Source organism: Azospirillum sp. A26 (genome assembly GCF_042604635.1).
GTDB classification, from domain to species: Bacteria; Pseudomonadota; Alphaproteobacteria; order Azospirillales; family Azospirillaceae; genus Azospirillum; species Azospirillum palustre.
The window spans coordinates 692,022-717,500 of sequence record NZ_CP170473.1 but is presented as its reverse complement, the minus strand read 5'-3'; the positions used below and the strand labels follow the sequence as shown (position 1 = coordinate 717,500).

Below are 25,479 nucleotides of genomic sequence, written 5' to 3'. Positions count from 1 at the left end.
TTCTGCTCCGCCCGGGCGCGGGTAATCGTGGCGATGCGTTTCAGCCTGATGCCGGGCATCTCCGTCAGGCGCTGCGGCTGATTCTCGATGACGTCGAACACCACCTCTCTGTCACACCTCTTGGAAGAGATCGAGGACCTGCGCGGCCGCAGCGGCCATATCCGCTGACTGACCAGCCTAGTCGACACCGACAGTCCATACAGCAGGGTGGTGTTGCGGATGCTCGTTTCCGTTGCTGAATATGAGATGGATCTCAAGCCCTGGAGGTTGGGGGCCACCGGCGCGGAGGTTCCCTGAGGAACCATCCCTAGGAACGCGGTCAGGCTCGCTCAGGTTTGAGGGTTTGCAATCCGACAGACCACCCCCGCAGAGAACGGCCCTCTGATCCGGAGCACTCCCGGAAGCACAGGCCTCTGCACCTTGGCAGGATAAAGGAGGGAAGCATGCGAGCCTTGGTTTGGCACGGCAAGGAAGACGTCCGGTGCGATACCGTCACCGACCCCGAAATCGAGCAGCCGCGCGATGCCATCGTCAAGGTGACGAGTTGCGCCATCTGCGGCTCGGACCTGCACCTGTTCCATAACTTCATCCCGGCGATGCTGCCCGGCGACATCATGGGACATGAGATGATGGGGGAGGTCGTCGAGGTCGGTCCGGAGGCCAGGCACAAGCTCAAGGTCGGCGACCGGGTGGTGGTTCCATTCACGATCATCTGCGGCCAGTGCGACCAGTGCAAACGCGGCAATTTCTCGGTGTGCGAGGCCACCAACCGCAAGAAGTACCTTGCCGACAAGGTCTTCGGCCACCCGACCGCGGGCCTGTTCGGCTACACGCATCTGACCGGCGGCTATCCGGGCGGGCAGGCCGAATATCTCCGCGTTCCCTTCGCCGACGCGACGCACATCAAGGTGCCGGAGGGAGTCCCGGACGAGAAGGTTCTCTTCCTCGGTGACATCTTCCCGACCGGCTGGCAGGCCGCCGTGCAGTGCGACATCCAACCGACCGACACCGTTGCGATCTGGGGCTGCGGTCCCGTCGGTCAGATGGCGATCCGCAGCGCCGTCCTCCTCGGCGCCAAGCAGGTGGTCGCCATCGATCATCTGCCGGAACGCCTGGAAATGGCGGAAGCCGGCGGTGCCATCACCATCAACTTCGACGAGGAGAGCGTGGTCGAGCGTTTGAACGAGCTCACCGGCGGCCTGGGCCCGGAGAAGTGCATCGACGCCATCGGGATGGAAGCCCATGTCTCGCCCTCCATGCCGGATACGGTCTACGACCGCGCCAAGCAGATGCTGGGAGCCGAAAGCGACCGGCCGCACGTCCTTCGCGAGATGATCTACGTCTGCCGCCCGGCCGGGGTGATTTCGATCCCGGGTGTCTATGGCGGGTTGGTCGACAAAATCCCGATGGGCCAGCTGATGAACAAGGGCCTGACCATCCGGACGGGCCAGACGCACGTCAACCGCTGGACCGACGACCTGCTGCGCCGCATCGAGGAGGGGCAGATCGATCCGTCGTTCGTCATCACCCACAGCGTGAGCCTCGAGGAGGGACCCGAGATGTACAAGGTGTTCCGCGATAAGCAGGACAGCTGCGTCAAGGTCGTCCTGAAACCCTAAAGACCGGGAAGAGAAGACATGACTTACAGCATCTCGAACATCGCCCGGTCGAAGGGCGACCCGAAGGTCCTCCACTCCGGCCCAAGTTCGCTGGGAGCCGCCGACCGCTTGGCCAGGGCACTCGGCTGGTACAGCATCGGGCTCGGCTTGGCGGAGCTGTTCGCGGCGAAGCACATCACCCGGGCGCTCGGCATGGAGGGCAAGGAAGCTCTGGTGCGGGCCTATGGCGTCCGTGAACTCGGGCACGGCATCGTCTCGCTCTCGCCCGACAAGCATCTCGGATTGTGGAGCCGGGTGGCCGGGGACGGGCTCGACATCGCCACCCTGATGACGGCCATGCGGCATGACAATCCCAAGCGCGACAATGTCGGGATCGCTCTTGCTGCGGTGCTGGGGGTGACGCTGCTCGACATCATCGGCGCGCAGGGGGTAACGGCCCGCCACAGCCGGCCCCGTGGCCGGCCACGCTCCTACCGGGACCGGACGGGCTTCCCGCAGGGTGTCCAGGCGGCGCGCGGCGCAGCCAAGGATTTCAAGGTGCCTCCGGACATGCGGGCCGCACCGGTCCTCGCAGCGGTGTCCGATCGCGCCTCTCAGGAGAAGGCGCAGGAGAAGGCACGACCGCACTGAGCAATCGACGATGCGGCGGCCTCCGAGCGGCGTTCACGCCGTGAGACGGCCGCCGCATCCCACAGGATCATGGCCACGCGATGGAAATGAACATGCAACGGCTCGCAACGGTGACCCTGCTTTTCGGAACGGTCCTGGCCGGTACATCCGCCTGCACGTCCATGGCGCAGCAGAGTGCCGCACCCTCTCGGGGGACGGCGCATCTGCAGCAGGTCGCCAGCTTCGAGCACCAAGTGACCGGAGTGACTGTTTCGAAGGATGGGCGGATCTTCGTCAACTTCCCGCGCTGGACGGAGGATGCGCCGGTCTCGGTCGGCGAGGTGACGCGCGACGGCCACATCAGGCCCTACCCGGACGACGCCTGGAACTCCTGGCGCAATGCCAGGAAGAACCAGATGTCGGCCGGGGATCACTTCGTGTGCGTCCAGAGCGTCGTGGCCGATGCGCACGGCAATCTCTGGGTCGTCGATCCGGCCGCGCCGGCCACCGCAGCCGTCGTGCAGGGCGGACCCAAGCTCGTCAGGATCGACCTGAAGACGAACAGGGTTGCACAGGTGATCCGCTTCGACGAGACGGTCGCCCCTCAGGGCAGCTACCTGAACGATGTGCGGATTTCGCTGGATGGGAGGCACGCCTACCTGACCGATGCCGGGGCCAAGGGTGCTCTCGTCGTCGTGGACCTGCAGAGCGGCAAGGCTCGGCGCGTCCTTCACGGCCACCCGAGCACCCAACCGGAAAAGGATGTGGTGGTGAAGGCCGATGGGCAGGAGTTGCGCCGGCCCGACGGGCGCGGGGTCGAGTTTGCCGCCGACAGCATCGCGCTTTCTCCCGATGGACGCACGCTCTATTGGAAGCCGCTGACCGGCCGGACTCTCTATCGCATCAGAACGGATGCCCTGGAAAACCCGCGCCTGTCCGAGAAGGATCTCGAAGCCTGCGTGGAGCGTGCCGCCGAAACCGAGCCGACAGACGGTCTTTGGATCGACGGGCAGGGGCGGCTGTATCTGAGCGCGATCGAGCAGGATGCGGTGAAGGTCCGTGACGGGGATCGCATCACCACCCTCGTACAGGACAAACGGCTGCGTTGGCCCGACACATTCTCGGAGGGACCCGACGGGACCATCTACGTCACCACCTCCCGCATTCAGGACATGAACTGGTTCAAACCCGAGACCGGCCCGCGACTTGAGACGCAGCTGTGGCGCATCGAGCCAGGGCCGAACGGGGAGGGGCCAAACGGGAAGCCGGCCGGCCCGGCCGGGCAGCTCCAATGACCTCGGCGGACCGGTCAGGATGACGGGAGGCTGCCATGATGGGGCGACTGGAGCAGGGCCTTGGGATACTGCTGATCCTGATCATCCTGCTCGATATCTTTCTGACCGTGCTCTACGCCCGGCTCGGCACCAGCATCATCGCAGGCCGGGTCGGGCGGTTGGTCTGGGCCTTCTTCGTCAAAGCCTCGAAGCTGTATGGGGCCAGGCGGGGAAACGTTCTGTCCTTCTGCGGTCCGGTCATCCTCGTGCCGCTGGTCGGGGTCTGGGCTCTCGGGCTGACGCTCGGGGCGGCGTTGATCATGCACCCGGAACTCGGCACCTCCATCCGCGCCACCAACGGCGAGACCCCCAGCGACTTCGTCACCGCGATGTATGCTGGCGGGACCAGCATGGCCATTGTCGGAGCAAGCGACTTCACCCCGCACACCAGCCCCACGCGGCTGCTTTTTCTGTTCAACTCGCTGATCGGCATGTCGGTGATGTCGTTGACGCTGACCTATCTGATGCAGGTCTATACCGCGCTCCAGCAGCGCAACGTGCTGGCCATGAACATCCATTTCCTCTCTGGACGCACAGGCGATGCCGCAGAATTGCTGGCATGCCTCGGACCTGAGGGGCAGTTCAACGGCGGTTACACGAACCTGTCGGAACTCGGCGTCGGGATGACCCGAGCCAAGGAGGCATACCACTTCTACCCGGTGCTGTTCTATTTCCGCTTCAGTGATCCATACCACTCGGTGTCCCGCTCCACGCTGGTCGCGTTGGACACGGTGAGCCTGATCGAGAGCGGCCTGGACGATCAGAAATACCGCTGGCTGAAGCAGGCAGGAGCCGTCACGCAACTCCGGAAAGCATCGATGATGCTCGTCACCTCCCCGGAGAACAGCTTCCTTCCCCATGGCGCGCCGGACCGGGAGGCCCAACCGGACCAGCAGACCCGGGATCTCTGGCGAGCACGCTACCACGCTGCCCTGCAGCGGCTTCGGCAGGCAGGGATCCAGGTCGCGGACGACAGGCAGGTGCCGAGGCCTACATCTCCTGTCGAATGCAATGGGACCATCGCATTGCGAACTTGGCTCCCTCGATGGCTTACAGCATCGAGGAGATCGACGCGGCAATCAGCGCTCTCGGATCGAAGGGCGGCTCGAACGGTTCCCTGTCCCGTCTGCACTTCGCCGAATAGCAGGTTGGGAAAGCGCCGCTGTGCTATCGCGCCCCGTGCAGTGCCCGCTCCAGAACATCATGCAACTGCTTTGGGGTCAACGGCTTATGCACGAGTTCGAAACCGTAGCGGGCAGCTTCCTCCTGGTGTTCAGGGCCGGTCTCGCCGGTGAGAATGATTCCCGGGGCGGACACTCCGGCAACGTCTCGAAGACGCTGGATGACCTGAGGGCCGACCTCGCCGTTGCGCAGCCGGTAGTCGGCGATGACGATATCCGGCGGCCGGCCGGCATTCCGCACGCGCTCCACCGCCTCGTCGCCGGACGCGGCGGTGATCACGTCGTAGGTCCAGTTCTGCAGTATGGCCTGCAGTCCCGTCAGCACCAGGACATCGTCGTCGACGACCAAGGCGAGCAAACCCGGAGTGTGAGTCGGCCCCAGGGCAGGGGGCGATGCCGAGAGTTCCGTTTTGCCTTCGCCGAGGGGTACGTCGATGGAGAAGTTCGAGCCCCGGCCCAGTTCCGATGTCACGTTGACCGGCAGGGCGAGGATCAGCGACAGGCGCCGCACGATCGCCAGCCCGAGGCCGAGTCCTTGGCTGCGGTCGCGCTCGAGATTGCCGACTTGATGGAACTCGTCGAAGATGCGCTCCAAGTGTTCGGGCGGGATGCCGATCCCAGTGTCGCTCACCTCTATGCGAACCGAGCCGCCGCTGACGGCGCACCCGATGCGGACGCTTCCATGATCTGTGTAGCGCACCGCATTTTCGGTTATGTTGCGAATCATGCGACCGAGCAGCATCGGGTCGGTGTGGACGACCAGGCGGCACGACTGCTCGATCTCGAACGCCACCCCCTTGGCGTGGGCCACCGGCGCGTAGGCCGCCGCGATGTCGTCGAGAATTGGACCGAGCGGGGCATCGCCGACCTGCGGATCGATCACCCCGGAGTCCAGGCGGGATACGTCGAGCAGGCTGTCGAGCAGGGCCTTGAGCGTTTCCAGCCCGCGGTCAAGCAGCGTCAGGGCGTGCCGTCCCCGATCGTCGGTGACGTGCGGCGCCAGTGCCGCCGAGAACAGGAAGAGCGATTGCATGGGTTGGCGCAGGTCGTGGCTGGCTGCGGCCAGGAACCTGGATTTGGAGAGAAGGGCTTGGTCGGCCTCCGCCTTCGCCCGGCGCAGCGCTTGGTCCGCCTGGAAGCGTTCGGTGACATCCTCCATCACCGACACGGCGGCGATGATGGCTCCCCTCGCGTCACGGACCGGCAGAGCGGAATTGAGAATGGTTTTACGGCGACCGTTGAGGGCTTCAATGGCGATCACCTCGTTGAGAACCGTCTCGCCATGCGTGATTGCCCGGGCCGCTGCCCAGTCGTGCGCCCCGATGCGCTCGCCCGTATCGTCTCGCCAACCTCGGTATTGTCCGAAATCGTCGATGCCGACGGCGAGCAGGCCACCCCAGATCTGTTGCGCGGCCGGGTTGGCGCGCCGGATCATCCCATCGGCCTCCAGGATGATCACACCCACCGGCAACGTTTCCAACACGCGGTCAAGCAGCGCCTCGTGGCGCCGCAGTTCCTCGGCCAGTCGCCGGCGTTCGGTGACGTCCTGAAAATACACCGCCAAACCCGCGGAGGACGGGAACGCGCGCACTGCGTACCAACCGCCCAGCGGCGGATAGAACACCTCGAACTCGACCGGAACCTGCTCGGTCATGGCACGCTGGTAGTTGTCCCACAACGGTGTATCGCGGGCGTCCGGAAACTCCTCCCACAGAATGCGTCCGGTTAAATCCCGTCCTTGCGCCAGGAGGTGGCGCGCGCGTCTGTTGATGAAGGTGATGCGCCAGTCATGATCCACCTCATAGACGCTGTCGGTCGTGCTTTCGAGGATCGCGGCAGATCGCTGCTCCGCTGAGGAGACGGCTTGCATGGCGCGTGCATGGCTCGTCGCCTCGTGCCGCCTGTTCGAAAGACGGGCCAGCGTCCACCCGAGCGCCACGGCAGGGAACACCCCCACCATAACGCCAGTCAAGGCGGCCCAGAAGGTCATGGTGTACTCGAATGCAGCAACGAGGGAATTCATATTAGTGGCATTGGTGTGTTTCAACGTGCAAGGTCGTTCTCTCCAATCGTCGAGATCTCGGGCAGATCAACCGCGGTGGCAGAGCCACGGTGCCGCCTGCCATGGGCAGCTATTCCCTGGTTACTGTCCGCTACGTCGGACCGGCCCGTGCGACGTGAACACCCGTCCGCCCGCAGCCAATGCGTCCGGCAGAGGCAAGCGGCGCACGCAACAGCCGCAGCCGGTTGGATGCGCAGCCGAGGCCCGGTACTGGGAGGTCCCGCTCGGGTCGGTTGCGGCATGGGCACCGCGGCCGCCCGGGTTGCCGCCGGCAATGGCCGGTGCGTTGAGTATCGTTCGCGGTGCCGCGGCCCCGCATTCCGGGCAGGCGCATGGGTCCCGGAACTGTGCCATCGGCCGCATCGCCGTGAAGGGTCCGCAAACTTCGCACGCGTAGTCGTAGATCGGCATGACGTCTCCCCACGCTAGAAGCTATCCGGCGAGATGGCGGATAGGCCGGGCGAGCGGCTGCCCGCCCGGCCCGGCTGGTCACGCGGCGGGCTTGAGGACCACCTTGGTCCAGCCATCGTCGCGCGCGTCGAAATGCTGGTAGGCGTTCGGCGCCTCATTTAGCGGCAGCTCATGCGAGATGATGAAGGACGGCTTCGCCCGGCCGGTCGAGATGAGGTCGCGCAGCTGCCGATTATACGCCTTCACATTGCATTGGCCGGTGCCGATCGTCTGCCCCTTGAACCAGAGGAGGCCGTAGTCGAAAACGATCTCGCCCTGCTTGTAGAGCGGGTCCTGGGGGGCCGGGTCCTCCGGCGTGTAGACGCCGACGACGCCGATGCCGCCGGTGAATTTCACCGACTTGACCAGGTCGTTCATGGTCATGTTGGGGTGCTCGTGGCCCTCCGGGTCGTGCGCCTGGTAGCCGACGCACTCGCAGCCGCGGTCGGCGCCGATGCCGTTCGTCAACGCAAGGACCTGATCCACCGGGGAGCCCTTGGAATCGTCGATGGGCAGGGCCCCGATTGATTCTGCGAGGCGCAAACGGTCGGGGTGACGGTCGACGACCATAACCATGCAGGCGCCCTTGATCATCGCCGCGTGGGCAGCCATGAGGCCGACCGGCCCGGCCCCGTAGATGACGACCGACTCGCCTGGACGCAATCCTGCGAGCTCGGTGACGTGCCAGCCGGTCGGGAAGATGTCGGCCAGCATGACATAGTCGTTCTGCCGCTCCTCCGCGTCCGGCGGCAGCTTCAGGCAATTGTAGTCGCCGTAGGGAACGCGCAGAAGGTCGGCCTGTCCGCCCCGATACGGTCCCATGTCGGCGAAGCCGTACGCGGCGCCGGCCATGTTCGGCATGACGCTTCGATCCGCCGTGGTCAGGCAGAACGCGCTCAAGCCGCGCTCGCAGTTCTTGCAGAATCCGCAGCCGATGTTGAAAGGAATGGCGACCCAGTCCCCGACCTTCACCCGATCGACGGCGTCGCCCACTTCGGCCACCTGTCCCAGGTTCTCGTGCCCGAACACGCCGCCCTGCGGGAAGTCTGTCCGGCCCTCATACATGTGCAGGTCGGAGCCGCAGATGTTGGTGCTCGTGATCCGCACCAACACGTCGGTCGGTCTCTCGATCCGCGCATCGGGCACGTCCTGTACCGCGACATCGCGCGGTCCGTTATAGACAACTGCTCTCATCTTGCCCTCCCGACCTGAAGCCACATGGTCGACAGGGAGAGTGTCGTGCAGTCCGCCGTCGATCTACCCGGACGTTCCCTGAGGGAGATTCCGTAGTGCGGCTCCATTCCCGCTCGCCGCCGTCATGTTCTCCGGCCTAAGCGGCGCATGACGAACCTGGCGGAGCATGATGGGGCGTCGTGGTGGCGGGACTGCCCGACCGACCGCTTCACTGCCGCGGCAACTGCGATTTCGATGACGCCATCCAGGTCGGTTCCTTGCTTGACCAAGTCACCGGCCCGCCTCGGTTCACGGGCCTCCGTCACTCTGCATTCAAGATGTTGAGCGCATCTGGCGTTCCAGAACGCATCATGTGGCGGGCCATTCCAAGACGCAGAAAATCGTCCGGACGGTCGACGGCGAACGACAGAAAGTTGATGACCGTCAAGGCGGCAAAGTGATGCAGAGGCATAATCGGCCTCGAATGTGCCCTCCCGACCGTCGGGGAACCTTCGACTGTGTCGGGGCCGCCTGGGCGGCACCCGGCGTCACCAAGCCGGCGTCACCAAGCCGGCATCACCAAGATTCAGAACCGGATCGTCATCAGTCCGTGAGAGGAGGCTGCGATGGGCACGACTTTCGGCGCAGACACCGCCTTTCCCAATTCCGGGCCCGCGAAGTCCGGGGCAATGAGCGCCATGCTGGCCCGGAACTGGTGGGCGATGGCATTGCGCGGCGTATGCGCCGTCCTGTTCGGCTTGATCGCGCTGGTGCTTCCGGGCGCCACGATCGCTTCCCTCATTCTGCTTTTTGCCGCCTACATGCTGGTCGACGGCGTGTTCGCCATCGTCGCCGGCGTGCGCGCGGCCACCCACCGCGAGCGATGGTGGCCCTTTATCCTCGAAGGCGTGATCGACCTCGCGGCGGGGCTGGTCGCCGTCGTCGCGCCGATCGCAACCGTCCTCGCCTTCGTCTGGCTCGGCGGCGCCTGGGCGGTCGTTTCGGGTGTGATGATGATCGCCGCCGCCGTCCGCCTGCGAACGTCGCATGGCAAGTGGTGGCTGGCGTTCGGCGGTCTGGCTTCCATCGTCTGGGGCATCCTGCTCTTCGTGGCCCCGATCGAGGGCGCGGTGGTCATGACGTGGTGGCTCGGTGCCTACGCGCTCGTCTTCGGCGGTGCGCTGATCGTGTTGGCGTTCCGGCTCAGAGGGCACCGGAACGAGCCGCGGGGGGCGGTGCCGTAGGAGGCCTGAGAGGCCAAGCGCCTGAGAGAGGACCGACCCCTACTTCCCATTCCAGATCCCGTCGAGGCGGCGCACCCATGATCCCTGACCCGAGACGCACCGATGCCATGCCAGACGAGCCTCCCGCGGACCGTGTCGACGAGGCGTCCGTCGAGTCCTTCCCCGCGAGCGACCCGCCGGCCTGGACTTCCGTTCGCGGCGAACGGGGGGGTATTCCCGAAGCCGAAGGCACCGGCACAAACAGGGACGGCAACGATAGCGGCGGCGATGATGCCGTCCCGCGGCCCGAAAACGAGGCGTCCCAACTCAAGGACCGGTTTCTGCGCGCACTGGCGGAGCAGGAAAACATGCGGCGCCGGGCCGAGCGGGAGCGTGAGGACGCGGTGCGATTCGCCGCCTCGGGGTTCGCGCGGGACTTGCTGCCGTCGGCCGATAACCTCCGACGCGCCATCGAGAGCATGCCGATGGAGTTCGCCGCGGCCGAATTGTGGGTCCAGAACCTCATGGCCGGCCTCGTGGCGACCGAGAAGGCGCTGCTCGACGCCTTTGCGAAGCACGGCATCCTCCGGATCGATCCGGCCCCCGGCGAGCCGTTCGATCCCCATCGCCATCAAGCGATGTTCGAAGCGGAGAACAGCGGGCTGCCGGCCGGCACCGTGGCGCAGGTCCTGCAGCCCGGCTACGCCCAGCATGAGCGTCTGTTGCGCCCCGCGCTGGTCGGTGTCGCCGGGAGCGGCACCGCGTCATCCAATTAACATACCGGCTTGGGCGGTATGGATTTCTGACAACCGAGACAGAACACGCCGGAGGGCGACATGGCAAAAGTCATCGGAATCGATCTCGGCACCACGAACTCGTGCGTCGCCGTCATGGAGAGCGGCCAAGCCAAGGTCATCGAGAACGCCGAGGGGATGCGGACCACGCCGTCCATCGTGGCGTTCGCCAGGGAAGGCGAAATCCTCGTCGGCACGCCGGCGAAGCGGCAAGCGGTCACCAACCCCGAGAACACGATCTTCGCGATCAAGCGCCTGATCGGCCGCCGCTACGACGACCCGATCACGGAGAAGGACAAGGCCCTCGTCCCCTATAAGATCGTGCGGGGCGACAACGGCGACGCCTGGGTCGAGGCGCAGGGCAAGAGGTACAGCCCGAGCCAGATCAGCGCCTTCATCCTGACGAAGATGAAGGAGACCGCGGAAGCCTACCTCGGCGAGAAGGTGACGCAGGCGGTGATCACCGTGCCCGCCTACTTCAACGACAGTCAACGCCAGGCGACCAAGGACGCCGGCCGGATCGCCGGGCTCGAGGTGCTGCGCATCATCAACGAACCGACCGCCGCCGCGCTGACCTACGGCCTTGAGAAGAAGGGCCAGGGCAAGGTTGCAGTGTACGATCTGGGCGGCGGTACCTTCGACATTTCCATTCTCGACATCGGCGAGGGCGTCTTCGAGGTCAGGGCAACCAACGGCGATACGTTCCTCGGCGGCGAGGATTTCGACAAACGCATCATCGACTATCTGGCCGACGAGTTCAAAAAGGAGCAGGGCATCGACCTGCGCAACGATCGGCTGGCGCTCCAGCGCTTCAAGGAGGCCGCGGAGAAGGCGAAGATCGAACTCAGTTCGACGTTGCAGACCGACGTCAACCTGCCCTTCATCACCGCCGATCAGCATGGGCCCAAGCACCTCAACGTCAAGCTCACCCGCGCCAAGCTGGAAGCTCTGGTCGACGATCTCGTGCAGCGCACCATCGAACCCTGCAAGGCGGCGCTCAAGGACGCCGGCCTCAAGGCCGCGGACATCGCCGAGGTGATCCTGGTCGGCGGCATGACCCGCATGCCCAAGGTGCAGGAGGTCGTCAAGGACTTCTTCGGCAAGGAGCCGCACAAGGGCGTCAACCCGGACGAAGTCGTCGCCATCGGCGCCGCCATCCAGGCGGGCGTGCTCCAGGGCGAGGTGAAGGACGTCCTGCTGCTCGACGTGACGCCGCTGTCGCTCGGCCTGGAAACGCTGGGCGGCGTGATGACGAAGCTCATCGACCGCAACACGACCATCCCGACGAAGAAGAGCCAGGTCTTTTCGACCGCCGAGGACAACCAGACCGCGGTGACCATCCGCGTCTTCCAGGGCGAGCGCGAGATGGCGGCCGACAACAAGATGCTCGGCCAGTTCGACCTGGTCGGCATCCCGCCGGCACCGCGCGGCATGCCGCAGATCGAGGTGACCTTCGACATCGACGCCAACGGCATCGTCTCGGTGACCGCCAAGGACAAGGCGACCGGCAAGGAGCAGCAGATCCGCATCGAGGCCTCGGGCGGTCTGTCGGAAGCCGACATCCAGAAGATGGTTAAGGATGCCGAGGCGCACGCCGAGGAGGACCGGAAACGGCGCGAGCTGGTCGATGTCCGCAACCAGGCGGACGCCGCGATCTACACGGCCGAGAAGCAGTTGCAGGAGCATGGCAGCCGGGTGGGCGAGACGGAGCGCAAGCCGGTGGAAGACGCCCTGAACGCCCTGCGCGAGGCGGTCGGTGGCGATGACATCGACCGCATCCGGCAGCGGATCGACACGCTCTCGCAGGCGCTCACGCGTTTCGGCGAGACGATCCACCGTGCCGCCGCCGACACCGGCACGCGCAGCGCGGCGGAACAGGCCGCCGCCGCCAATGCCGGCTCGTCCGGTCCGTCCGGTGGTGGGGCCGGCGGCGGGAGCGAAGGCGTCGTCGACGCCGAGTTCGAGGAAGTGGATGACCAGAATCGGCAGCGCGGCTGAGTGCCACGGGAAAGGAGCACCGCAGCCATGGACCTCGAAAAATACACGGATCGGGCGAAGGGTTTCCTCCAGTCGGCACAAACGCTGGCGGTGAGCCGCGGCCATCAACGCCTGACGCCGGAGCACCTGCTCAAGGTGTTGCTGGAGGATCCGGAAGGGCTTTGCGCGAACCTCATCCGCGCGACCGGAGGAGACCCGAAGGCGGCGCTTTCAGCCGTCGACGCCGCGCTCGACACGCTGCCGCGCGTCGAAGGGTCCGGCGCCGGGCAGGTCTACATGGCGCCGGAACTGGCGCGCGTCTTCGAGGCTGCCGAGCAGCTGGCGCAGAAGGCGGGCGACAGCTTCGTCACCGTGGAACGGCTGCTGCTGGCGCTGGCCGCCGCCGCGGGCACGCCGGCCGCGAAAGCGCTGGCCTCGGCGGGGGTCAACGCCCAGGGCCTCAACAAGGCCATCGAGGACATCCGCAAGGGCCGCAGCGCCGACACGGCCTCGGCCGAGGACGGCTACGACGCGCTGAAGAAATACACGCGCGACCTCACGGCCGTGGCGCGCGACGGCAAGCTCGACCCCGTCATCGGCCGCGACGAGGAAATCCGCCGGACGATCCAGGTTCTCGCGCGCCGCACCAAGAACAACCCGGTGCTGATCGGCGAGCCGGGCGTCGGCAAGACCGCCATCGTCGAAGGCCTGGCGCAGCGCATCGTCAAGGGCGATGTGCCCGAAAGCCTGAAGGACAAGAAGCTGCTGTCGCTCGACCTCGGTTCCCTGCTGGCCGGGGCCAAGTACCGCGGTGAATTCGAGGAGCGGCTGAAGGCGGTCCTGTCGGAAGTCACCTCGGGCCGGGAAGGGGTCATCCTCTTCATCGACGAACTGCACACGCTGGTCGGCGCCGGAAAGACGGACGGGGCGATGGACGCCTCCAACATGCTGAAGCCGGCGCTCGCCCGCGGCGAACTGCACTGCGTCGGCGCCACCACGCTGGAGGAGTACCGCAAGCACATCGAGAAGGACGCCGCCCTGGCCCGGCGCTTCCAGCCCGTCTTCGTCGGGGAACCCTCGGTGGAGGACAGCATCTCCATCCTGCGCGGCATCAAGGAGAAGTACGAGGTTCACCACGGCGTGCGCATCACCGACAGCGCCATCGTCGCCGCGGCGACGCTGTCGCATCGCTACATCACCGACCGCTTCCTCCCCGACAAGGCCATCGACCTGATGGACGAAGCGGCCTCGCGGCTTCGCATGGCGGTCGATTCCAAGCCCGAGGCGCTCGACGAGCTCGATCGCCGCATCGTGCAGATGAAGATCGAGCGCGAAGCGCTCAAGAAGGAGAGCGATCCGGCCTCGCGGGAGCGCCTGCAGAGGCTGGAGAAGGAGCTCGGCGAGCTCGAGCAGAATTCCGCTGAACTCACGGCGAAGTGGCGGGCGGAGAAGGAGAAGCTCGCCGGCGCGCGGACGCTGAAGGAGCGGCTCGACCAAGCCCGCATCGAACTGGAGCAGGCGCAGCGGCGCGGCGACTGGGCCCGCGCGGGCGAACTCGCCTACGGCATCGTTCCCGATCTCGAAAGCAAGCTGAAGGACGCCGAGGCGCAGGGCGACCAGCAGATGCTCGAGGAGGCGGTCACCGCCGAGCATATCGCCGCCGTCGTGTCCCGCTGGACCGGGATCCCGGTCGACAAGATGCTGGAGGGCGAGCGCGAGAAGCTGCTGCACATGGAGGACGCGCTGAGGCGGCGTGTCATCGGGCAGGACGAAGCCATCGTCGCGGTCTCGAACGCGGTGCGCCGCGCCCGCGCCGGGCTTCAGGATCCGAACCGGCCGATGGGATCCTTCCTGTTCCTGGGCCCCACCGGTGTGGGCAAGACCGAGCTGACCAAGGCCCTGGCCGAATTCCTGTTCGACGACGAGCATGCGATGGTGCGCATCGACATGTCGGAGTTCATGGAGAAGCATTCCGTGGCCCGCCTGATCGGCGCCCCTCCGGGCTATGTCGGCTATGAAGAGGGCGGCAGCCTGACCGAGGCGGTGCGGCGCCGGCCCTATCAGGTCGTGCTGTTCGACGAGGTGGAGAAGGCGCACCCGGATGTCTTCAACGTGCTGCTCCAGGTGCTCGACGACGGGCGCCTGACCGACGGGCAGGGGCGCACGGCCGACTTCCGCAACACGCTGATCGTGATGACCTCCAACCTCGGCAGCGAGTATCTGGCGACCTTGGGGGAGGACCAGGACGTCGACACCGTGCGCGCCGAGGTGATGGAGGCGGTGCGGGCGGCGTTCCGGCCCGAGTTCCTGAACCGGCTCGACGAGGTCCTGATCTTCCGCCGTCTCTCGCGCGAGGATATGGGCGGCATCGTCGACATCCAGCTCCGGCGGCTGCAACGGCTGCTCGAGGACCGCAAGGTCGTGCTGGAGGTGGACGATACGGCGAAGCGCTGGCTGGCCGACGCCGGCTACGATCCGGTGTACGGCGCCCGGCCCTTGAAGCGGGTGATCCAGCGCGAACTGCAGAACCCGTTCGCCGAGATGATCCTGCGCGGCGCAGTCCGCGACGGCGATACGGTCCGGGTCACCGCCACGGAGCTGGGCCTGCTGATCGAGCCGCCGCAGCATGGCGATGGGGCGACGGAGCAGCCGTCTCGAAACGCTGCGGAGTGACAGGATGTAAACCATGCAGCAGGCCGCCTGACGGCCGCCGGCAGTATCGCCCAATGTCCACACAAACTTGGGAGAGCAACAATGAAACCGTTCCGGAGCATTTTGGCGGCAGCGGGGCTCGCCGCCGCCGTCCTGGCCGTCCAGACCCCCTGGCCGGCGCTATCGCAGGGCGTCGCGTTGGTAGTCGTCGATGTGAGGGCCGTCGCGGCGGGCTACCGCGCGAGCAAGCTGACCGGTACGTCGGTCGTGAACGAGAGGAACGAGAAGATCGGCTCCGTCGATGACATCATCATCGGACGGGACAAGGTGCTCTTCGCGGTGATCGAGGTCGGCGGCTTCCTCGGCATCGGCGCCCACTTGGTGGCCGTCCCGTTCAGCGACCTGCAGTTGGACGAAACCGGCAAGAAGATCTCGCTGCCGGGAGCATCGAAGGATGAACTCAAGAAGCTGCCGGAATTCAAGTATGTCAGTTGACGCGCCCGACCGGCGGTGAAAGCCATGTCGGCGATCTCGATCCATGACCCTCGCGATCAATGCTCACGGGGCGGCATTGAGTTGTGGGAGCACGTCCCGGCCGATCTCGTCGATGACCTCGGCCGCGTCACGTGTGCCGTATTTGACGTTGAGAATGACATGGTTTACGCCCGCCCGGCGCAATGCGTCGAGGAATTGGAGCAGGACGTTCCGGCCGCCGCGAAAACCCAGGTGGATCGGCTGGGCAGGGTGGTCAGGATCCGTCGTCAGGTCGATGTAGAGCGATTGCACGAACGGCATGAAGACGCCCGGCCTCACGGTCGTTACGGTGGCGTGCCACTGCGTGGCGCGCTCCGCCTGTTGCGCGAGGGATCGCGGGTAGGTGATCCAGCCGTCGGCATGCCCGGCGATCCATTCCAGACTCTGTCGGCTGGTGCCGGTGATCAGGATCGGCAGCGCGCCGGCCGGCTTCGGCACGAGGTCGGCGGTCCCCTGCATCACGCCATAGGAGGACTGGATGCGGGGGAAGTTCTGGGTGAGCACGGTGCGCAGAACGGCGAGGTTCTCGCGGAAGAGGGCGCCGCGTCTGTCGATGTCGAGGCCGAACGCCGGGAATTCGACCGGTCGGTCGCCGGACGCGACCCCGAGCACGAGGCGGCCGCCGGAAAGCCGGTCCACCGAAGCGGCCGCCTTCGCCGTGTGCAACGGGTGGCGCAGGGGCAAGACGACGGAACCGGTGGCGAGCGCAATGTCGCGCGTCTGCGCCGCGATCCATGCCAGATAGACCCAGGGGTCGTAGATTTGTCCAACGTCGCCGAACGACGGGTCGCGCAACGGCACGTCCCGCACCCAGAGCGCGGCGAAGCCCAATTCCTCGGCCCGCTTGGCCAAGTGTTCCTGGTTGCGCATGCTCGGCTCGTCGCGCTGGAAGGATTCAATCGGAAAGAACACGCCGAGCGTCAACCGGCCCGGCGCGAACATCCTCCGGAAGCCCTTCGACTCGCTCGGCCGGGCCGTCGAGTTTGCCTCCAGCATGGCAGCTCCTTACCAAGGTGGCGTTACTTCAGACCAGTCGTCGGTCCGGGGAACCGCATGGAGGTCATGCGATCCTCAAACCTCCTGGGAAAAGGTCGGCGAACTGCTCCGGCGTCAGGTCGACGAGGGCGACGGCGGCGTGTTCCGGCGCATAGCGCATGTTCGCCGGGCCGACGGTGACGAGGTGAACCACGGGACTTGTCGGCCACCCGCTCGCGACGATGATTTCGACCGGCTGTTTGTTGGCGTCCACCACGACGTCGTAGACGGTTCCCACCGGCCGGCTCCCATCCTCTGACAGGACGCTCAGTCCAACCAGCGTGTGGGCTGGAGACGGGGGCGCTGACGCCACATCCAGCCGGTCTCCACGTTGGGGACCGGCATCGGTACTCAGCGGCACGGTTGCACACAGCAACGGCAAGATTGAGGTCCGCATGGTCTTCTCCTCCACCGCCTTGGCCACATCGGCGGGACCGGTCACCTGCGCCAAACTGATGGGCTTGGTGTTTCTTTCGGGACAGACGGCCTAAAGCTGGCTGTCGATGGCTGCGGCAAGATTGGGGAAGTCGAACGCGCCATCGTGGCGCCGATCGTTTATGAAGAAGGCCGGGGTCCCGTTCACCCCGTGTCGCACGCCGCCGAGGAAATCGTCGCGGACCTTGGGCGTGTATGTGCCCTTGGCCAGTGCGTCGCGGAGCTCGGTTTCGGACAGACCCAACGACCGCACCGCGGCGAACAGAAACTCGATGCCCAAGCGCTCGTGGTTATCGAAGAGGAGATCGTGCATCTCCCAGAAGCGCCCATGCACCCCTGCGAATTCCGCACTCTCCGCCGCGCTTTGGGCATTGGGGTGGATTTCCGTCAGCGGGAAGTGCCGGAACACGAACCGGAGCTGCCGGCCGTACCGTTTCTGCACGAGCTTGACGTGAGGGTGCGCGGCCGCACAGTACGGACACTCGTAATCGCCGTATTCGACCAGGGTGATCGGGGCGTGAGCGTCTCCCTGGATGTGGTCACTCGACGTGACCGGCACTTTCGATACCGCCATGGCTGCTCTCCCGGAGCGACGGTCCGTTCGGCATGAACGACGTGTCGCCCCCAATGTGAATTCGGTCTAGCCGGTCAACCGCTCCAGCGCATCGAGGATGCCGTCGGCACCGGGGTTGACGACAAGCGGCGAGCGATGGCTCCAGAAGATGACGCCGTCCTTGTCGACCACGAACAGCGCGCGTTCGCTGACCCCGTCGCCTTCCCGGTAGGCTCCGTAGGACTTCGAAACGGCGCCCTTGGGTTCGAAATCGGCAAGCAGCGGGAAGTGCAGGTTGCGGGCTTTTGCGAACGCCTGATGGCACCAGGCGCCGTCGACGGAAACGCCCAGCACCTCGGCTCCATGCTTCAGGAACTCGGGACGGACTTGGTTGTACAGCACCATCTGATCGCCACAGACCGGGCTCCAATCGGCAGGGTAGAAGGCAAGGATCACCGGCTTGCCACGCAGTTCAGAAAGCGACAAGCATTGGTCGGGCGTGACATGGAGTGTGAAATCGGGAGCCGAAGTCCCTGGGGATAAAACATGAGACATGGGTCACCTCGCTGAAGTGGACGGCAATGATCTCCGTAGCGTTATCCGTATGGCGTCGATTATAATGCGGTGGCTGACGGCTGCGTTGACGAGCGTCAACATTCCTTTGTTTTTTCAAGCTGGAACGATCCCTGCTTCGACGCACTGACGCCGTTCCCAATCGTCTCCGTCCTCGATCGAGCTTTGCCTGCAGCGCCGGCGACCAGAGAGGCGTCGCGCTGGACGAGAGGATGCATCAATCGGTGCGGGGTGACGTTGACAGATATCAAATTGACGATTGTCATTTTGTTCTGAGCGGGCGGGCATTATGTTCTTGGATATTTGCATGGGTACTGGATCTTGTGCATTGGAGTTCCGTCTTTGCCCGACGCATAGGTTTTTCTTTGAGCGTCATTTGAGCCGAATGCTTGCCAATCCGTTCCCGTTGCTGGAGGCATCGTCGTGGAAGACCCCTATGAGGTGCTCGGGGTGAAGCGGGACGCGAGCGACGACGACATTCGTCGCGCCTACCGCAAGCTCGCCAAGAAATTCCATCCTGACCTGAACCCCGGTGACAGGCAGGCGGAGGACCGCTTCAAGGCGGTGGCATCGGCCCACGAGTTCCTCTCCGATCCGGACAAGCGCGGCCGCTACGACCGCGGCGAAATCGATGCCACGGGCACGGAGCGGCGGCCTGACCACTCCTATTACCGGGACTTCGCCGAGGGGAGGAACGGCGGCAGATACCACGGCGGTGATGAGGAGGAAGCCGATGATTTCGACGATCTGTTCGAGAACCTCTTCGGTGGCCGGTTTCGCGCCCGGCCCACCGGTGGCGGTGCCGGGCCGGAGATCCGGCTGCGCGGTGCCGACCGCCGCTATTCGCTGACGGTGGACTTCCTCGACGCGATCAATGGGACGACGCAACGGCTGCAGTTGCCGGACGGAAAGACGCTCGACGTTGCGGTTCCGCCCGGTATCGAGGATCGCAAGGTGCTGCGGCTCAAGGGGCAGGGTGATCCTGGTCTGGGTGGCGGCCCGCCGGGCGATGCGCTGATCGAGGTCCGGATCACCCCCCATCCATTCTTCAAGCGTGTCGGCAACGACCTTCACGTCGAAGTGCCCGTGACGCTTTCGGAAGCGGTCCTGGGCGGCTCCATCACCGTACCCACACGCACCGGGCCGGTGACGATGACGGTGCCCGACGGCTCGGACACCGGTCGGGTGCTGCGCTTGCGCGGCAAGGGTGTGCCGGCGGGGCGCGGTGGCCGGCCGGCCGGCGATCAGTACGTCATGTTGAAGATCGAGGTCGGGCCCGGTGCCGACGATGCCGAGCTCAAGGCATTCCTGCGGAATTGGGCGCCCGGGCATGCGTTCAATCCGCGGCGCAAACTGGGGATGACACCGTGATGATCACGCTGAACGAGTTGCGACGGTCCTTCACAGACCTCGACGCGGCGGAACTTGATCGATGGATCGACAACCGCTGGATCCGGCCGGAAGGGAGGCCCGGGGCCTATGTCTTTCATGAGATCGATGTCGCACGCGTGAATCTGGTCGCGGAGTTGCGCGATCTGGCGGTCGACGATGAGGCCTTGCCGCTGGTGCTCTCGCTGCTCGATCAACTCTACGGCGTGCGGCGACAGATGAAGCTGCTGTACAAGGCGATCGATGCCCAACCGGAGGAAGTCCGCCGAACGCTCCTGGTCGCCATACGCGCGGGCGCAGCGCCGATGGATGGCGCCGGTGCCGACCCGGAAGGCGATGGTGCTTGAAGATTGCGTTCGATCAGCCCGGGCGTCGGTAACGCAATCGCCCGGCGCCCTGCCGCCGCGGATCTAGTCCGCCGTTATTCCGGCCTGTTGTCGCGTCCACGCGATAAGTTGGGGCAGAGGCATGACACCGGCAGTCCGGGCGATTTCCCGGCCGCGCCGGACCAGCGCGAGCGTTGGTATGCTTCGGACCGCAAATCGCGCAGCGAGATCAGGAGCGGCCTCGGTATCGATTTTCGCCAGACGGACATGCGGTTCGAGCCGCTGCGCCGCCTGCTCGACAATCGGCGCCATCATGCGGCACGGACCGCACCAGGCGGCCCAGAAGTCGATCAGGAGCGGGATGTCGCTTCCTTCGGCGTGCTTTGCGAACCGGCCCGGGTCGTCCAGGGACAGGGGATGCCCCTCGAACAGCGGCCGATGGCAGATGCCGCATTTGCCGCCGGCGCCCAGCCGGGCACGCGGAACCCGGTTGGTCGTGTCGCAGTGGGGACAGACGATGTGCAGCGCTTCGGACATTTCACCCTCCTCATGGAGTGCCCCGTCTACTCGTCGTTATCCTCGAGGGCGTCATAATGGATGATCTTGACGCGGCGGGTGCCCACGAGCCTGATGGCGCCGCATTGCTTGAGGCTGGTCAGGGCGCGGCTCACCGTCTCGACCGACAGGGTGAGATAATCGGCGATGTCGTAGCGCGACATGGGCAGGAGGATGTCTTCTCCGCTTCTGCCGGCCTGGGGCCTGCTGGACAGGCGCTCCGCCATTTCGAGGAGGAAGGCACTGACCTTTCCCAGCGAGCCGATACGCCCGAGGATGAGAATCCTCGTCTGCAGGCGGGCGATTTCCGCAGCCGTCACGGTACGGATGTCCCGTCCGAGATGAGGATCGGCGTCGGCAAGGGCCTCGGCGCGCTCGCGTGGATAGGCGGCCACGATCGTGCCCTCCACGATTGCCTCGACGGCGAAGAAATGCGCATTCCGGGATGCAAAGCCGAAGAAATCCCCGGGCAGCAGGAAATCCACGATTTGCCGCCGTCCGTTGACCTGAACGGTGAATCGCCGTGCCGCGCCGGAGACGATGCGGTACCAGTACTCGGCCGGATGATCTTGGGTATAAACCTCCTGCCCGTGGCCGTACCGCATGGTCAACGCCAGTGAGCTCAGAACATCGCCAGGATTATTGCGATGCATCGCGGGTCGGTCATGGCGAAGCTGGCTGGAAACTTGCATGATGGCAGTTCCTCGTGCCTATCGGGACAGATCGAGCTGTCGAGACGCTACAGTCGGTATGTTGTTGCACCACCGGCTGCAGGACGATGTGCAATATCACGATGGGGTCGCGGCGCCGCAATCCGGCACATCCCTACGGTATGCCCCTATTCCTCCTGCGTTTCGCCCTGTGTCCGGAGCAGAGGACGCAGTCCTGCCGCTGCGGCCATGAGCACGGCCTCGGGCAAGGTCCGTGCGCCGAGCCGCTCCATCACATGGGCCCGGTGGATCTCCACTGTGCGTGGGCTGATCCCGAGATTCCTGGCCATGGTCTTGTTCGTACCGCCGGCGAGCAGCCCTTCCAGCACCGCCCGCTCACGGGGGGACATGTCCGCGATGCGCGCCCGCGCGATCTCCGCAACGCTGTTGCGTTCCGCCGTGTCCCGGATGTCTGCCAAGGCGGACGCCACTGCGGCCAGCAATGCCTCACGCTCGCATGGCATCTCCAGGAAATCCACCGCGCCCGCCTTCATGGCCTGCACCGCCAACCTGATGTCTCCATCGCAACTGCCCATTACGATGACGGGGAGGTGGAGCCGTCGGGCCCGGATTTCCCTCGGGATCGCCAAGCCGCCCGTCTCCGGCGCCCTGATGTCGAGCAGCACGCAGCCGGGAATCAGCGCCGGAGCCATCTCGATGAAGGCGCGCGCGGACGTGAAGGCCTTCACGTCGTACCCTACGCTTCGCAGCAGGAGGGGCAACTCCCGATGAGCTCCTTCCTCGGCATCGACCACATAGATCAGCGGGCCGCTGTGGCTCGTGATGTCCTGGGCGATGCCGGCAACGCGCCGTATCCGGCCGCTCTCGCCGCGGATGGCGAAGAAAGTGTCGCGAATCCAGCGCACCGAGCCGTTGCCCCGAATGATGCGGTACTCCTGGTCGACGGTCTCTCCTTGCAGGACACGGTCCATCGCGTCGCTTGCAAGCCCCCGATCCTCCGGATGCACGGTCCCGAGCCAGTGAGGACGCCAGTCCCGCAGCATTGCGTCCGGCGGCTCTCCCCAGACATGCTCGTAGGCGGGACTGAGATATTCCATGCGCATGGTCCTGACATCGACGATCCAGAGCACGCTGGCGGAGTGCGCGGCGAATTGCCGGAAGCGCTCTTCGCTCTCGCGCAACTCATCTTCCGCCCGCTTGTGCGCGGTGATGTCGAGCGCGGCCCCGATGAAGCCGACGGGGCGCCCCGCATTGAAGACCGTTTGGCCATGCGTGGAGATCCACCGCTCAACCCCGTCCTCTATTCCGATGACGCGATAGGCGATGGCATAGATGCCGTCGCCCTGGGGATCGAGGCAGTGGGCGATGGCAGCCTCGACGCTCGGCCGGTCGTCCGGATGGATCGCCCCGAGAAAGATCTCCACGTCCACGTGGGCCTCGGGAGGCAGGCCCCACATGGCCTTGAGGCGCGCATCCCAATCCAGGACTCCGGTCGTCGGGTCCCAGGAATAAAGCGTCATGCCGACGAGATCGACGGCGGCCCTCAACCGCGCTTCGCTTCGGCGTACGCGCTCAGCCGCGTCGTGGCGCTGCCGTGACAGGGCAAGAGCGGAATTCACCCGGGCCAGCAGTTCGCGGGCGGCGAACGGTTTGATGACGTAGTCGTCGGCTCCTGCGGCGAGCCCTTCCACCTGGGCCGCCTCGCCGGCGCGTGCGGACAGAAGAATGATCGGAACATCCGCAAGCGTCGGCTCCCGCCGCAGAGCGGTCACCAGATCAACCCCGCTCAGGCGGGGCATCATCACGTCCGACAGCACGAGGTCGGGCCTGCGCCGCCGCACCGCCTCCAGTGCCTCCCGGCCATCCGTGACCGCCGTGACGTCCCAATGCGCCGACAGCAGGCGGATCAGGTAGTCCCGCATGTCGGCGTTGTCGTCAGCCAGCAGAATCCTTGCGCGTTCCCTGGAGCGCGCTGCACCCGCCACCTCACCAGAGGGGTGCGGCATCCCGTCTGTGGGGTCATCGCAGGGCAGCCATCGCAGCGCCTCCTCGACGTAAGCGGCCGCTCGCGTGGAGGTGAGCGACTGGGAATGCGAAACCCCGACCCGCTCCACCGGCAGGGAGCCTGTTCCATACGGTAGGGTGACCGTGAAGGTCGTGCCCCGGCCAACCTTGCTCTCGGCCGTGATCGTGCCGCAATGCATATGGACCAGTTCCTGCACGAGCGCCAAGCCGATTCCGCTGCCCTCGAACGAGCGGCCTTTCTGTCCCTCGATGCGGTGGAAGCGCTTGAAGACCTGCGGCAGGTCCGCGGTCGGGATGCCGATTCCGGTGTCGCTGACCCGCAACGTGGCGCCGTCGGCCGTCGCGGTCATGGACACGGTGATACCGCCTTCGAAGGTATATTTGATGGCGTTGGAGAGCAGGTTGAGGACGATCTTCTCCCACATGTCCCGGTCCACACTGACTGGCTGCGGAAGCGGCGGGCAGGCAATGTCGAACCGCAAGCCGGCGCGTTCGCAGAGCGAGCAGAAGTTCGACGCCAGCTCCGCGGTGAAGCGCGAAAGGTCCGTCGGTTCGTAGGCCGCCTGCGCCCGGCCTGCTTCGATGCGGGAGAAGTCGAGCAGCATGTTCACGAGCTTGAGCAGGCGCAGGCTGTTGCGATGGGCCATCGTTGCCAGAACCCGGCCGTCCGCTGGCAACTCGCCCTCGGGCTTGGCCAACAACTCCTCCAGCGGGCTTATCATCAGGGTGAGTGGCGTGCGGAACTCGTGGCTGATATTGGAAAAGAATATCGTTTTGGCCCGGTCGATGTCCGCCAGCGCCTCCGCGCGCCGGCGTTCGCTTTCAAAAGCCCGTGCATCCGCGATACCTCCCGCGATATGCCCCGCCACCAAGTCGAGAAAGCTGCGGTAATCGGCGTCCAGAACGCGCCGCGGGCTGATTCCGACAATGAAGAACCCCGCCAAGGCCGATTGGTTCTGCATCTCCAAGGGAAGGATGAGGGCGGTTTGGACGAGGTCGGGCCATAGGGGTGTGGCGAACATGCCGCCGCAGCCCAGGAGGTTGCGCACCTCCAAGGACATCTGCGTCCGGGCGACCGCGGCCAATGGCCAGAACTGGTGCGCGGCATGTCCGGAGAGCGGAAAAACCGCAGGGAACTTCGATGGATCATCGGGCAGACGCGCCCCCGCGATCCGGCAAGCGGTTGCGCCATCCTCGTCCAGGAGATAGATGGCTGCGAAGGGGATGTCCAAGGGATTGGCGTCCAGAACTTCTACGGCCTTCCGACAGGCTTCGTCGACCGCATGTTGCTCGGACACCCGCAGGCCGAGGTCGCGCAGGGTCGAGAGCCGCCGCTCGCCGAGCACCCTCTCGGTGGTCTCCGTGCAGACGCAGAAGACGCCTTCGACCGTGCGGGCATCCTCCCCCAGGAGCGGGCCGTAGCTGAAGGTGATGTAGACCTCTTCGAGCGGCAGCCGCCGGGCGAAGAAGAACTGAAGGTCTTCGACCCAGGTTGCCCGCCCGGCCCGGATCTCGTCGTGCATCGGGCCGATGGCCGGCCAGATCTCGCTCCACGCCTCGCGCCCGGGGGCACCGAGCATGGCCGGATGCTTCGTCTCGCCGAGGAACGGGATGTAGGCGTCGTTGTAGACGATGCGGAGCTCAGGGCCGAGCCAGAGCAGGATCGGGAAGCGGGAGTTCAGGCAAAGGCTGACGGCGGTCTTGATGCTTTGGGTCCATTTCTCGGGCGGTCCAAGCGGATGTTGCGTCCAGTCCTTTGCACGCATCAGCGCGCCAAGCTCTCCCCCGCCGCGGAGAAACCCTAAGGGATTCTGTAATGATGACGTTGAATTCATGACGGTTTCCCTCGTGTACGGCGGATGACCACGAGGTGTGGGGATGGTCAACTAATCAATTCTTCACCGATTGAATAGTTTCTACCAAAGATGCAAAAGATATAAAGACGTTAGTGGAGCCCTAAAAGTATAGTGGCGGAATGTATGGTCTTGAGTCAGGTATGCCGGACATGCGGAATGTGGTGGCGGTATTGCGTGCCTATTTACTGATCAAGAGGGGAAACCTCCGGGTCTGCATATTACTGCTCATCGATACACTGGCCGCCGGCCGGATGGAGGTCGCGCCGTGTACCGCCCACATCCGCCGATCCGCATCATCGTGTCCTGCCTTCACCAGCACCGGTCTATGCAAGCAATCGAGCAGGGGGGCGGCAAAGCGTCTTGTCGCAAGGCGGCTGCCCGTTACCGGGGGCTGCGTGGTTCGGTCGCTCTCGTGCAGGCGCCCGTCGTGCAGCATCGCTGATGGCTTCTGCA

General features: G+C 65.4%; 22 protein-coding genes and 1 pseudogene (1 of these 23 cut by a window edge). 11 read left to right on the top strand and 12 right to left on the bottom strand.

Going from position 1 to position 25,479, the window contains the following annotated elements; genetic code table 11:
• Positions 1-104 carry the 5' portion of a hypothetical protein gene (locus ABNQ39_RS17440; protein ID WP_376962112.1) on the bottom strand. Its footprint begins 61 nt before the window's first position, so only the first 104 of its 165 coding nucleotides appear in the window; it begins with the start codon at positions 102-104; its stop codon lies beyond the left edge, outside the window.
• Positions 105-443: 339 nt separating this feature from the next.
• Here ABNQ39_RS17440 and ABNQ39_RS17435 point away from each other — a divergent pair, with 339 nt between their 5' ends.
• The 4 genes and pseudogenes from ABNQ39_RS17435 to ABNQ39_RS17420 all read left to right on the top strand — a co-directional run.
• On the top strand, positions 444-1,619 hold the full coding sequence (locus ABNQ39_RS17435) for a zinc-dependent alcohol dehydrogenase (protein ID WP_376962110.1): 1,176 nt from the start codon (positions 444-446) through the stop codon (positions 1,617-1,619).
• A gap of 18 nt (positions 1,620-1,637) precedes the next feature.
• Positions 1,638-2,249 carry a hypothetical protein gene (locus tag ABNQ39_RS17430; RefSeq protein WP_376962108.1) on the top strand — a complete coding sequence of 204 codons (612 nt, stop codon included), beginning with the start codon at positions 1,638-1,640 and terminating at the stop codon, positions 2,247-2,249.
• Between the two features lie 80 nt (positions 2,250-2,329).
• Positions 2,330-3,523, top strand: coding sequence for an L-dopachrome tautomerase-related protein (locus ABNQ39_RS17425; protein ID WP_376962106.1), 1,194 nt, complete (start codon positions 2,330-2,332; stop codon positions 3,521-3,523).
• A 35-nt stretch (positions 3,524-3,558) separates the two neighbouring features.
• Positions 3,559-3,981, top strand: a pseudogene (locus ABNQ39_RS17420) (two pore domain potassium channel family protein); the annotation flags it as partial.
• A gap of 748 nt (positions 3,982-4,729) precedes the next feature.
• Here the strand turns inward: ABNQ39_RS17420 and ABNQ39_RS17415 are convergent.
• From ABNQ39_RS17415 to ABNQ39_RS17400, 4 genes are all read right to left on the bottom strand, one after another.
• On the bottom strand, positions 4,730-6,733 hold the full coding sequence (locus ABNQ39_RS17415) for a PAS domain-containing hybrid sensor histidine kinase/response regulator (protein WP_376962104.1): 2,004 nt from the start codon (positions 6,731-6,733) through the stop codon (positions 4,730-4,732).
• A 153-nt stretch (positions 6,734-6,886) separates the two neighbouring features.
• Positions 6,887-7,168 carry a hypothetical protein gene (locus ABNQ39_RS17410; protein WP_376962608.1) on the bottom strand — a complete coding sequence of 94 codons (282 nt, stop codon included), beginning with the start codon at positions 7,166-7,168 and terminating at the stop codon, positions 6,887-6,889.
• 126 nt (positions 7,169-7,294) lie between these two features.
• Positions 7,295-8,449, bottom strand: a complete 1,155-nt coding sequence (locus ABNQ39_RS17405; RefSeq protein WP_376962102.1) for a glutathione-independent formaldehyde dehydrogenase — start codon at positions 8,447-8,449, stop codon at positions 7,295-7,297.
• Between the two features lie 301 nt (positions 8,450-8,750).
• Entirely contained in the window at positions 8,751-8,900 is a 150-nt protein-coding gene (locus ABNQ39_RS17400; protein WP_376962100.1) for a hypothetical protein, read from the bottom strand.
• A 154-nt stretch (positions 8,901-9,054) separates the two neighbouring features.
• Here ABNQ39_RS17400 and ABNQ39_RS17395 point away from each other — a divergent pair, with 154 nt between their 5' ends.
• From ABNQ39_RS17395 to ABNQ39_RS17375, 5 genes are all read left to right on the top strand, one after another.
• A complete protein-coding gene (locus tag ABNQ39_RS17395) occupies positions 9,055-9,672 on the top strand; it encodes an HdeD family acid-resistance protein (RefSeq protein ID WP_376962098.1) in 618 nt (205 codons plus the stop codon).
• A 77-nt stretch (positions 9,673-9,749) separates the two neighbouring features.
• The gene (locus ABNQ39_RS17390) at positions 9,750-10,427 is read left to right on the top strand and encodes a nucleotide exchange factor GrpE (RefSeq protein ID WP_376962096.1); all 678 of its coding nucleotides are present in this window, start codon (positions 9,750-9,752) and stop codon (positions 10,425-10,427) included.
• Between the two features lie 60 nt (positions 10,428-10,487).
• Entirely contained in the window at positions 10,488-12,443 is a 1,956-nt protein-coding gene (dnaK, locus tag ABNQ39_RS17385; protein WP_376962094.1) for a molecular chaperone DnaK, read from the top strand.
• A gap of 27 nt (positions 12,444-12,470) precedes the next feature.
• On the top strand, positions 12,471-15,095 hold the full coding sequence (clpB, locus tag ABNQ39_RS17380) for an ATP-dependent chaperone ClpB (RefSeq protein WP_376962092.1): 2,625 nt from the start codon (positions 12,471-12,473) through the stop codon (positions 15,093-15,095).
• Positions 15,096-15,176: 81 nt separating this feature from the next.
• Positions 15,177-15,569 carry a PRC-barrel domain-containing protein gene (locus ABNQ39_RS17375; RefSeq protein ID WP_376962090.1) on the top strand — a complete coding sequence of 131 codons (393 nt, stop codon included), beginning with the start codon at positions 15,177-15,179 and terminating at the stop codon, positions 15,567-15,569.
• A gap of 63 nt (positions 15,570-15,632) precedes the next feature.
• Here the strand turns inward: ABNQ39_RS17375 and ABNQ39_RS17370 are convergent, their stop codons facing one another.
• The 4 genes from ABNQ39_RS17370 to ABNQ39_RS17355 all read right to left on the bottom strand — a co-directional run bounded on the left by ABNQ39_RS17370 (position 15,633) and on the right by ABNQ39_RS17355 (position 18,117).
• Positions 15,633-16,604, bottom strand: coding sequence for an LLM class oxidoreductase (locus tag ABNQ39_RS17370; RefSeq protein WP_376962088.1), 972 nt, complete (start codon positions 16,602-16,604; stop codon positions 15,633-15,635).
• Between the two features lie 64 nt (positions 16,605-16,668).
• Positions 16,669-16,881: a hypothetical protein gene (locus ABNQ39_RS17365; protein ID WP_376962086.1), complete on the bottom strand. Its 213-nt coding sequence runs from the start codon at positions 16,879-16,881 to the stop codon at positions 16,669-16,671.
• Positions 16,882-17,130: 249 nt separating this feature from the next.
• Complete coding sequence (locus ABNQ39_RS17360; RefSeq protein WP_376962084.1) at positions 17,131-17,652, bottom strand: DsbA family protein; 522 nt, start codon at positions 17,650-17,652, stop codon at positions 17,131-17,133.
• A 66-nt stretch (positions 17,653-17,718) separates the two neighbouring features.
• Complete coding sequence (locus ABNQ39_RS17355; RefSeq protein WP_376962082.1) at positions 17,719-18,117, bottom strand: redoxin domain-containing protein; 399 nt, start codon at positions 18,115-18,117, stop codon at positions 17,719-17,721.
• A gap of 510 nt (positions 18,118-18,627) precedes the next feature.
• On the opposite strand from ABNQ39_RS17355, the gene ABNQ39_RS17350 reads away from it, so the two are divergent.
• Together ABNQ39_RS17350 and ABNQ39_RS17345 are read left to right on the top strand one after the other, a co-directional pair.
• Entirely contained in the window at positions 18,628-19,575 is a 948-nt protein-coding gene (locus ABNQ39_RS17350) for a DnaJ C-terminal domain-containing protein (protein ID WP_428846412.1), read from the top strand.
• The gene (locus tag ABNQ39_RS17345) at positions 19,575-19,940 is read left to right on the top strand and encodes a hypothetical protein (RefSeq protein WP_376962080.1); all 366 of its coding nucleotides are present in this window, start codon (positions 19,575-19,577) and stop codon (positions 19,938-19,940) included. The genes ABNQ39_RS17350 and ABNQ39_RS17345 overlap by 1 nt, the downstream gene beginning before the upstream one ends.
• Before the next feature lie 63 nt (positions 19,941-20,003).
• On the opposite strand, the gene trxC is transcribed toward ABNQ39_RS17345, so the two are convergent.
• The 3 genes from trxC to ABNQ39_RS17330 form a co-directional block, all read right to left on the bottom strand.
• Entirely contained in the window at positions 20,004-20,456 is a 453-nt protein-coding gene (gene trxC / locus ABNQ39_RS17340; RefSeq protein ID WP_376962078.1) for a thioredoxin TrxC, read from the bottom strand.
• Between the two features lie 26 nt (positions 20,457-20,482).
• Complete coding sequence (locus ABNQ39_RS17335; RefSeq protein WP_376962076.1) at positions 20,483-21,166, bottom strand: helix-turn-helix domain-containing protein; 684 nt, start codon at positions 21,164-21,166, stop codon at positions 20,483-20,485.
• 146 nt (positions 21,167-21,312) lie between these two features.
• Positions 21,313-24,936, bottom strand: coding sequence for a response regulator (locus ABNQ39_RS17330; RefSeq protein ID WP_376962074.1), 3,624 nt, complete (start codon positions 24,934-24,936; stop codon positions 21,313-21,315).
• Between the last annotated feature and the right edge of the window lie 543 nt (positions 24,937-25,479).